The organism is Cobetia sp. (assembly GCF_983723665.1).
Genome location: NZ_CFDJES010000063.1, coordinates 5,144 through 14,649 on the forward strand (window position 1 = coordinate 5,144; position 9,506 = coordinate 14,649).

Here is a 9,506-nt window from a genome sequence, read left to right on the forward strand (position 1 = left end):
CTGGGGCCGGCGCAGGCAAGCTCAGACTGGCGATATGCGCTCGGGTCATGCTAGACTCTGCCGTCCTGTCGGGTGCTGGTCCGCCCCGATGGCGAAGGTTTGGCGGGGCTTCCACGTCAAGTCGCTGATTTCTCGAAAGTCTTCACTTCAGTGTCGAAAGGCGAGAGATGATCGGACTCGCTGTCGCGGTGCGACAACGTCTTCCAAATTCAAGTTCATGAGTACGCGCCTACGGGTGGACTCATAAGGAGCATCAAAGTGGCAAATTCCAAGCAAGCACGTAAGCGCGCTCGTCAGGCTGAAGTTCGTCGTCAGCACAACTCCGCACAACGTTCTGCCGTGCGTACCAGCATCAAGAACGTGCTGAAGACCGTCAAGACTGGCGATCACGCTGCTTCCATGGCCGCTTTCAATGTCGCGCAGAAGGTCCTCGACCGTTACGCCGACAAGGACATTCTGTCCAAGAAGAAGGCCGCTCGTCTGAAGAGCCGTCTGAACACTCGCGTCAAGGCACTGGCTGTCTAAGACGTGTGAGTGTGAAAAAACCGGCTTCGGCCGGTTTTTTTGTGTCTGTCTGTCGAGTGGATGACATCGGTGTCAGGTCAGGGAAGCGAGAGGGGGGGCAGGGTGAGCAAGCCGCAGGATGAGTCGCCCGCAGGCGAGAAGGAAGTCAGGGGAGAAGGCGGCAAGGCCGAGGCCGCCGCGCAGTCCGCTTCACAGGCGAGTGCCCAGGGCGAGACCCGCTCGGGCGACAGCCTGCCGGTGCGGGGTGGTCTGTTGCGCTCCGGGTTGATCGTCAGCGTGATGACGATGCTGTCGCGCGTGCTGGGCCTGGCGCGCGATGTGACCATCGCATCCCTGCTGGGCGCCGGCAGCGGGGCGGACGCCTTCTTCGTCGCCTTCAAGATCCCCAACTTCATGCGCCGCCTGTTTGCCGAGGGTGCCTTCAACCAGGCCTTCATTCCGGTGCTGTCGGAGTATGCGACTCGCCGGACGCGGGAAGAGGTCCGTGAGTTGCTGGACGCCGTCAGTGGCAGTCTTGGTGTCATACTCGCGTTGATCACCGCGCTTGCGATGCTGTGCGCACCCTGGCTGGTGTGGGTCTTCGCGCCCGGGTTCGGTGACGATGCCGGCAAGCTGGCGCTGACCGGCGACATGCTGCGCCTGACCTTCCCGTATCTGCTGCTGATCTCGCTGACCGCCTTCGCGGGCAGCGTGCTCAATACCTGGAATCGCTTTGCGGTGCCGGCCATCACGCCGGTGCTGCTCAACCTGAGTCTGATCGGCGCGGCGCTGTTGCTGGCCCCGCGCTTCGAGACACCCGCCATGGCGCTGGCCTGGGGCGTGTTGATCGCAGGTGGCGTGCAGCTGCTGTTCCAGGTGCCGTTCCTGCTGCGGCTTGGCCTGATGCCCAAGCCGTGGCCGAATTTCGCCCATGAAGGCGTGCGCCGCATTCTCAAGTTGATGACCCCGGCGCTGTTCGGTGTCTCGGTCTCGCAGATCAATCTGCTGCTGGATACCGTGCTGGCCTCGTTTCTGGTCACCGGCAGCGTGTCGTGGCTCTATTACTCCGACCGTCTGGTCGAGTTGCCTCTGGGCATCATCGGCATCGCCATCGGGACGGTGATTCTGCCGGCGCTCTCAAAACGTCATGCCGAGCAATCACTGGAGCACTTCCAGAAGATGCTCGACTGGGCGCTGCGCTCGGTGCTGTTGATCGGTGTGCCGGCGGCGCTGGCGCTCGGCGTGCTGGCCGAACCGCTGCTGATCACGCTGTTCCACTACGGCGCGATGACCGACAACGATGTGGTGATGTCGGCCCAGAGTCTGCGTGCCTACAGCTTCGGTCTGCTGGCCTTCATGCTGATCAAGGTGCTGGCGCCGGGCTTCTATGCGCGTCAGGACACGAAAACGCCGGTCAAGATCGGTATCATCGCGATGGTCGCCAACATGGCCTTCAACCTGGCGCTGATCGTGCCGCTGGCACATGCCGGGCTCGCGCTGGCCACGGCGCTGTCGGCCTTCCTCAATGCGGGCCTGCTGGCACGCGGCCTGTATCGTGACGGCGTGCTGCGCTTCCAGCCCGGCTGGGGACGCTATTCGCTGACCCTGATCGGCGGTTGCGCCCTGATGGGCGGCGGCCTGATGTGGCTGTCGCCGGACTGGACCACCTGGCTTGGTTGGGGCCTGTGGGAGCGCTGTGCGATGATGGGAGCGCTGGTCGTCGGCGGTGTACTGGCCTATGCGGTGTGGTTGGGGCTGTGCGGTGTCCGCCCGCGCCATTTCCGCATGCAGAGCTGAGTCTGCTGCCCGGGTGCCACGCAGGTTGGTGCCCTCGGTTCCAGCTGTTTTCTCCCTGGCGGGGCAACGGTGGCTGTCAGCGCCGTGCCCCTTCGCTATAATCGACCACTTTCGGCGGCTTGTGTGATGCACGCATGGACTTGATCAGAGGACTCCACAATCTCGCCCGCCTGCGCAAGCAGGATGGCAGTCGCGGCTGCGTGGCCACCATCGGCAATTTCGATGGCGTGCATCTCGGCCACCAGGCGATTCTGGAGCAACTTCGCGAGCGCGCGGCGGCCTATGGCCTGCCCGCCACGGTGGTGGTGTTCGAGCCGCAGCCGCGTGAGTTCTTCGCGGGTGACAAGGCGCCACCGCGGCTGACGCGTCTGGCGGACAAGGTGCGTCTGCTGGGTAGCCATGGCGCCGAGCGCGTACTGTGTCTGCCCTTCAATGAGACGCTGCGCTCGCTGTCGGCTCGCGAGTTCATCGAGCAGGTGCTGATCGATGGGCTCGGCGTGCGTCATCTGGTGGTCGGTGACGACTTCCGCTTCGGCTGCGATCGCGCCGGAGACTTCGCGTTGCTGGAACGCATCGGCGCCGCCGAAGGCTTCGCGGTGGAGCATACCCGCACCTTCGAGATCGCCGGTGAGCGTGTTTCCAGCACCCGCGTGCGTGAGGTGCTGGCCGCAGGCGACATGGCGCTGGCCGCCCGGCTGCTGGGGCGTGCCCACCACTGGCAGGGACGCGTGGTCGCGGACCGCCAGCTGGGTCGCACGCTGGGCGTGCCGACCGCCAACCTGCCGCTGCCGAATGCGCCGCTGGCAGTCTCCGGCGTCTACGCGGTAATGGCGCACCTTGCCGATGGCCGCGACTGTCCGGCGGTGGCCAACATCGGCTGGCGCCCGACGGTCGGCACGCCGCGGCCGGTGCTCGAGGTCCATCTGCTGGATTTCGCGGAAGACCTCTACGGCCAGCCGATGCGCGTCAGCTTCTGCGCCTTCCTGCGCGGTGAACAGCGCTTCGATGGCCTGGAAGCCCTCAAGGCCGCCATCTACGCCGACATCGCCCTGGCGAAGCGCTTCTTCGCGCTGGCCGCGGGCGAGACGCCTGCCGGTGATGAGCAGGCGTTGCTTGATTGCATGACCTCGATGGCTGACCTGCCGCTGGCCAGCCGTCCGCTGAGCGCACTGATGACGGATGCGCCGACGGCACCCTTACACGGCACTGCTGAGGTGTCTGATTCCACAGCTCGGGAAGCCCAGGCTTCCCGCCCCCACGACGGCTGACCCGAAAGGCTATGAGCGACTACAAGCATACTTTGAATCTGCCCGATACCGACTTCCCGATGCGCGGCAATCTCCCCAAGCGTGAGCCGGACCAACTGGCACGCTGGAACGAGATTGACCTCTACGCGCGTCTGCGTGAAGCAGGCAAGGGCCGTCCGAGCTTCGTGCTCCACGACGGCCCTCCCTATGCCAACGGCAATATTCACATCGGTCATGCCGTCAACAAGATTCTCAAGGACATCATCGTCAAGTCCAAGACGATGGCGGGCTTCGACGCGCCTTACGTGCCGGGTTGGGACTGTCATGGTCTGCCCATCGAGCACAAGGTCGAGACGACCCACGGCAAGCATCTCGAGTCCGAGAAGGCGCGTCATCTCTGCCGTGAATACGCCGGCGTGCAGGTGGAAGGCCAGAAGCACGAGTTCATCCGTCTCGGCATCGTCGGTGACTGGGGCAACCCGTATCGCTCCATGGACTTCGCCAATGAAGCCGGTGAGATCCGTGCGCTGGCCGAGATGGTCAAGGGCGGTTATGTCTTCAAGGGCCTGAAGCCGGTCAACTGGTGCTTCGACTGCGGCTCTGCGCTGGCGGAAGCGGAAGTCGAGTACGCCGACAAGACTTCTGATGCCATCGACGTCGCCTTCGCGGCAGACGATAGCGCGGCGCTGGCCAAGGCCTTCGGCCTCGAGTCACTGAGCAAGCCGGCGGCGATCGTGATCTGGACCACCACTCCGTGGACCATCCCGGCCAACCAGGCGCTCAACGTGCACCCGGACTTCGTCTACTCGCTGGTCGACACCGGCGAGCGCCTGCTGGTGCTCGCCGAGGAACTGGTCGAGGACAGTCTGGCGCGCTTCGGCCTGAGCGGCGAGACGCTGGCGACCGTCAATGGCGCGGCGCTGGAGCTGATCAACTTCCGTCACCCGATCTACGATCGTCTGTCGCCGGTCTATCTGGCCGACTACGTCGAGACTGGCGCCGGTACCGGTATCGTCCACTCCGCGCCGGCCTACGGCGAGGATGACTTCCATACCTGCCGTCGTTACGGCATGAGCTTCGACGAGATCGAAAGCCCGGTGCAGGGCAACGGCGTCTACGTGCCGGACCTGCCGGAATTCGGTGGCCAGTTCATCTGGAAGGCCAACCCGAACATCGTCGCGCGTCTGGAAGAGCTCGGCGCGCTGATGGCGCACGAGAAGATCTCCCACAGCTACATGCACTGCTGGCGCCACAAGACCCCGGTCATCTATCGCGCGACGGCCCAGTGGTTCGTCGGCATGGACATTGCCGGCACCGACGGCGTGACCCTGCGTGACAAGGCGCTGTCCGCCATCGAGGATACCGCCTTCATCCCGGCCTGGGGTCAGGCGCGTCTGAAGAGCATGATCGCCAACCGTCCGGACTGGTGCATCTCGCGTCAGCGCAACTGGGGCGTGCCGATCCCGCTGTTCCTGCATCGCGCGACGGGGGAGCTGCACCCCGACAGCGTGGCGCTGATGGAAGCGGTCGCCGATCGCGTTGCCGAGCACGGCATCGATGCCTGGTGGTCACTCGACAGCCAGGAGCTGCTGGGCGATGAGGCCGAGAACTACGAGAAGGTCACTGACACGCTGGACGTGTGGTTCGACTCCGGGACGACCCACTGGCACGTGCTGCGTGGCTCGCACCCGCATGGTCATGAGCAAGGCCCGCGTGCCGACCTGTACCTGGAAGGCTCCGACCAGCACCGTGGCTGGTTCCACTCGTCACTGCTGACCGGCTGTGCCATCGACGGCCACGCGCCCTACAAGGCGCTGCTGACTCACGGTTTCACCGTGGATGCGCAGGGTCGCAAGATGTCCAAGTCCGTCGGCAACGTGGTCGCGCCGCAGCAGGTGATGGACAAGCTGGGCGCCGACATCCTGCGCCTGTGGGTGTCCTCCAATGATTACTCCGGCGAGATGGCCGTCTCGGACGAGATCCTCAAGCGTACCGCCGATGCCTATCGTCGTATCCGCAACACCTCGCGCTTCCTGCTGTCCAATCTGAACGGCTTCGAACCCGAGCGTGATGCGCTGGCCTTTGACGACATGCTGGCGCTGGACCAGTGGGTGGTCGATCGTGCCGCCCAGCTGCAGGCACGTGTCGAACTGGCCTACGAGGAATACCGCTTCCTCGACATCTATCAGCAGGTGCTGACCTTCTGCTCGCGTGAGCTGGGCGGCTTCTATCTGGATGTCATCAAGGACCGCCAGTACACCACGCAGCCGAACTCGCGTGCGCGTCGTAGCTGCCAGACGGCGCTGTATCACGTGATCGAGGCGCTGGCACGCTGGATGGCGCCGATCCTCTCCTTCACCGGTGAAGAGATCTACGCCAACATCCCGGGCCCGCGCAAGGACACCATCTTCCTCGAGACGGCCTACACCGGCCTGACGACTCTGGCGGATGATGCGGCCATGGGGCGTGAGTTCTGGGAGCAGGTGCTGCACGTCAAGCAGGCGGTCAACAAGACGCTGGAAGGCGCGCGCAACGCCGGTCTGGTCAAGAATGGCCTGGCGGCGGAAGTCACCCTCTACGTCAATGACGAGCTCAACACGCTGCTGGCAAGTCTCGGCGACGAGCTGCGCTTCGTGATGCTGACCAGCGGCGTGACCCTGGCGCCTCTCGAGGCGGCCGGTGAGGCGGAAGAGACCGAAGTGTCCGGCCTCAAGGTGGCGGTCAAGGTCAGCGAGAATGCCAAGTGCGAGCGTTGCTGGCACCACCGTCCGGAAGTCGGCACCCTGCCGGAACATCCGACGCTGTGCAGTCGCTGCGTGACCAACCTGCCGGATGGCGAAGGCGAGACGCGTCACTTCGCTTGATCGCTGATGCGACCGCGGCATCGTTCAGCCTCCGCTGAGCGCTGATATCGAACGCCGGGCTCTGGCCCGGCGTTCGTGTCTTGCCGGTCGCAGACTCATTTCACGACAGGAAGGTAACATGACGTCTTCTTCACAAGGCCCCGCGACGGATACCCCTTCAGCCGGCAGTGAGCCGATGCGCTCGCCGCTGCGCTGGCTGTGGCTGTCGCTGGTGATCGTGGTGCTGGACCTGGCCACCAAGTGGCTGGCCAGCAGTTCGCTGGTCTATGGTCAGGCCAACGAAGTGCTGCCGATCTTCAATCTGACGCTGCTCCACAACACCGGCGCGGCGTTCAGTTTTCTGGCTGGCCATGATGGCTGGCAGCGCTGGTTGTTTGCGGGCATTGCGGTGGTGGCAGCCATCGGCCTGAGCATCTGGCTTGCGCGCCTCAAGCGTCACGAGACCTTCACCGCGCTGGGCATCGCGCTGGTGCTGGGGGGCGCGCTTGGCAATCTCTATGATCGTGTCGTGCATGGCTACGTGGTGGACTTCCTGTCCTTCCACTGGGGCAATGCCTTCTTCCCGGCCTTCAACGTGGCGGACGTCGCCATCAGCCTGGGAGCCGTGGCACTGATTCTTGAATCTTTCCGTGGCCGCTCCGAATGAGCGCCACAAGCGAGGTCAGCATGAGCGAGCATCGTATCGCCGATAACATGGAGGTCAGCCTCCATTTCCGTCTGCGTCTGGAAGACGGCACCGAGGTGGACTCCACCTTCGACAAGACACCGGCCACCTTCCAGGTGGGTGACGGCAATCTGCCGCCGGGCTTCGAGCGTTCGATCATGGGCATGGCGGCGGGCGAGACCGGCAGCTTCACGATCACGCCGGAGCATGCCTTCGGCCAGCACAATCCGCAGAACGTCCAGACCGTGGCGCGCAAGAGCTTCGATGAAGAGATCGAGGTCGGCATGGTGATGTCCTTCGCCGAGCCGTCGGGTTCGGAGCTGCCGGGCATCATCCGCGAGATCGATGAGCGTGACGTCAAGGTCGACTTCAATCACCCGCTGGCCGGGCGTACCCTGACCTTCGAGGTCGAGGTACTGTCAGTCGCCCCCGCGACCACGCACTGAGTCTACTATCAAAAGGTGCGCTCCCCGTGAGCGCACCTCGCCATCAAGCGGAGCCTGTCATGCAGATCAAGCTGGCCAACCCGCGCGGTTTCTGCGCCGGAGTGGATCGCGCCATCGATATCGTCAACGGGGCGCTCGACGTGTTCGGGCCGCCGATCTACGTGCGTCACGAGGTGGTGCACAACCGTTTCGTGGTCGACTCCCTCAAGGAGCGCGGCGCCATCTTCGTCGAGGAACTGCACGAAGTGCCGGATGACGTCATCGTCATCTTCTCGGCACACGGCGTCTCGCGTGCCGTGCAGGAAGAGGCCGAGCGTCGCAACCTCAAGGTCTTCGATGCCACCTGTCCGCTGGTGACCAAGGTGCACATGGAAGTCCTGCGCTATGCGCGCAAGGGCCAGGATTGCGTGCTGATCGGTCATGAGGGCCACCCGGAGGTCGAGGGCACCATGGGCCGCTATGACACTTCCAAGGGTGGCACCATCCATCTGGTGGAAGACGAGTCCGATGTGGCGCGTCTGGAGGTCAAGGACCCGGAGCAGCTGGCCTTCGTCACCCAGACCACGCTCTCGATGGATGACACGGCGCGCGTGATCGACGCGCTGCGCGAACGCTTCCCGGCGATTCAGGGCCCGCGCAAGGATGACATCTGCTACGCGACCCAGAATCGCCAGGACGCCGTGCGCATGCTGGCGGAAGCCTGCGATGTGGTGCTGGTGGTCGGCAGCCCCAACAGCTCCAACTCCAATCGCCTGCGCGAACTGGCCGAGCGCATGCAGACCCCGGCCTGGTTGATCGACGATGCGCAGCAGATCGAGGCCAGCTGGCTCGAGGGGATCGGCAGCATCGGCATCACCGCCGGGGCCAGTGCCCCCGAAGTGCTGGTGCAGGGAGTGATCGATCGTCTGATGGCGCTGGGAGCCTCGGCGCCCGAGGAGCTCGAGGGCCAGGAGGAAAACATCGTCTTCTCGATGCCCAAGGAGCTCAAGGAGCGCTTGATCGCCTCGGATCAGATCCGCGAGCTGTAACGCCTTGTAAGTTTCTGCCAGTGAAGAAGCCGCGACCCTGTCGCGGCTTTTTTATGCGCGCCATTCGCATTTTGCCATTCAATTCAGCAGTTTCTTGTATAAGCAACGGCATTCTTGAGCACGATCGTTGATCAAAATGGTGCGTATTGAAAAAAAATGTAATGCGCAGTTACCAAAATGATACATAATAGAGGTATGGTTCGTACTCTGGAGAATTCCCCATGCCACGACTGTTCTCGGTCACCGGTGTCAGCAGTGCAGGTGCACGCCGCAAGCCGAGACCGGGGCGCGGGGCAGCTGGCAGGCGTCGGTCTCAGGGCTTCACTCTGATCGAGATGATGATGGTGGTCGCGATCATCGGCATTCTGGCGGCGGTCGCCATTCCCTCCTATCTCGGTTATGTGGAGCGCAGCTGGCGCTCGCATGCCCAGCAGGCGCTGGGGCAGCAGGCCAGACAGCTGCATGGCTTCTACTACCAGAATTTTTCCGAGGCGCCCGTGGGGGATGATGACCAGCCGACGGATGGCGTCAGCCGTATAGAGGACAGCGGTGGCAATCTTCGCTACCTGATCACGTATCGCAGTCTGTCTGCCTCGGACTTCGTCCTGCAGGCGACGCCTCAAGGGGCACAACTCAATGATGACTGCGGCGTGCTGTGGATGGACCAGGACATGAATACCGGTGCCGAAGGAGGAGGTCGGTGCTGGTGATGGTGGGCCCCAGAAGACAGACTCGAGTCCGGCATGGCCGGTCGACCCTCAGCGGCAAGGAGAAGTATCTCTCATGCGCCAATCCCGTGGTTTCACCCTGATCGAGCTGGTCGTGACAGTGGCGATCATTGCCATCATCGCGACCTGGGCGGTGCCGGCCTGGCAAGGCCTGGTGCAGCGCTCTCAGGTGGAGTCCGATGTGCGTGCCCTGACCCATGCGCTCGGCATGGCGCGCAGCACCGCCAC

The 9,506-nt window shown here is 63.8% G+C and carries 9 protein-coding genes; all 9 read left to right on the forward strand.

Going from position 1 to position 9,506, the window contains the following annotated elements; genetic code table 11:
• Window positions 1-258 precede the first annotated feature (258 nt).
• On the forward strand, window positions 259-525 hold the full coding sequence (gene rpsT, locus AC4FAH_RS08200) for a 30S ribosomal protein S20 (RefSeq protein WP_043335965.1): 267 nt from the start codon (window positions 259-261) through the stop codon (window positions 523-525).
• 279 nt (window positions 526-804) lie between these two features.
• Window positions 805-2,301 carry a murein biosynthesis integral membrane protein MurJ gene (murJ, locus tag AC4FAH_RS08205; RefSeq protein ID WP_234368289.1) on the forward strand — a complete coding sequence of 499 codons (1,497 nt, stop codon included), beginning with the start codon at window positions 805-807 and terminating at the stop codon, window positions 2,299-2,301.
• A gap of 134 nt (window positions 2,302-2,435) precedes the next feature.
• Entirely contained in the window at window positions 2,436-3,569 is a 1,134-nt protein-coding gene (ribF, locus tag AC4FAH_RS08210) for a bifunctional riboflavin kinase/FAD synthetase (RefSeq protein WP_153636667.1), read from the forward strand.
• Window positions 3,570-3,580: 11 nt separating this feature from the next.
• Entirely contained in the window at window positions 3,581-6,412 is a 2,832-nt protein-coding gene (ileS, locus tag AC4FAH_RS08215) for an isoleucine--tRNA ligase (RefSeq protein WP_131432822.1), read from the forward strand.
• 118 nt (window positions 6,413-6,530) lie between these two features.
• The gene (gene lspA / locus AC4FAH_RS08220; RefSeq protein ID WP_054556926.1) at window positions 6,531-7,058 is read left to right on the forward strand and encodes a signal peptidase II; all 528 of its coding nucleotides are present in this window, start codon (window positions 6,531-6,533) and stop codon (window positions 7,056-7,058) included.
• A gap of 20 nt (window positions 7,059-7,078) precedes the next feature.
• Window positions 7,079-7,522, forward strand: a complete 444-nt coding sequence (fkpB, locus tag AC4FAH_RS08225) for an FKBP-type peptidyl-prolyl cis-trans isomerase (protein ID WP_043335961.1) — start codon at window positions 7,079-7,081, stop codon at window positions 7,520-7,522.
• 59 nt (window positions 7,523-7,581) lie between these two features.
• Window positions 7,582-8,550: a 4-hydroxy-3-methylbut-2-enyl diphosphate reductase gene (ispH, locus tag AC4FAH_RS08230; protein ID WP_052384823.1), complete on the forward strand. Its 969-nt coding sequence runs from the start codon at window positions 7,582-7,584 to the stop codon at window positions 8,548-8,550.
• A 221-nt stretch (window positions 8,551-8,771) separates the two neighbouring features.
• The gene (locus AC4FAH_RS08235) at window positions 8,772-9,260 is read left to right on the forward strand and encodes a type IV pilin protein (protein WP_286987124.1); all 489 of its coding nucleotides are present in this window, start codon (window positions 8,772-8,774) and stop codon (window positions 9,258-9,260) included.
• Window positions 9,261-9,333: 73 nt separating this feature from the next.
• Window positions 9,334-9,506: pilus assembly FimT family protein (locus tag AC4FAH_RS08240; RefSeq protein WP_490245883.1), on the forward strand; the 173-nt coding region annotated here is incomplete at its 3' end.